This window comes from Vibrio sp. 10N.222.55.C6, assembly GCF_041473395.1.
Lineage (GTDB): Bacteria > Pseudomonadota > Gammaproteobacteria > Enterobacterales > Vibrionaceae > Vibrio > Vibrio crassostreae_C.
Genome location: NZ_JBFRSD010000948.1, coordinates 1 through 295, shown reverse-complemented (window position 1 = coordinate 295; position 295 = coordinate 1). Strand labels below are relative to the sequence as shown.

1 protein-coding gene is annotated in these 295 nt (G+C 46.8%); it reads right to left on the bottom strand.

The features are described from left to right. On the bottom strand, nt 1-295 hold a 295-nt coding region (locus AB4486_RS27000), incomplete at both ends, for an LruC domain-containing protein (protein ID WP_372119850.1).

Sequence of the window (295 nt, the reverse complement as noted above, 5' to 3'; positions counted from 1 at the left end):
GGCTTTGTAAATGAACGGGTTAAAATCCGTATTGCTTAGCGCAGGAATTGAACCATCAATCACCAGCGAGACACTGTAATCGATTAAGCTTCGTGCATCACCCGACTCTGTGTTGTAAAAGCTATAAGTGCTTGTACTTGGCAGCATCGCCGCGACACTATCAATCACAACAAATACCAACTCGCCTGAGTGACCGGCCTCTGGTGTTAACGCTACGGTAGAGCCGTTGTATGTTTTGGTCAGTGAAGTGACATCCGTGTCTTCAAGCCCTGCTAACGAAATAGCGAAACCATTG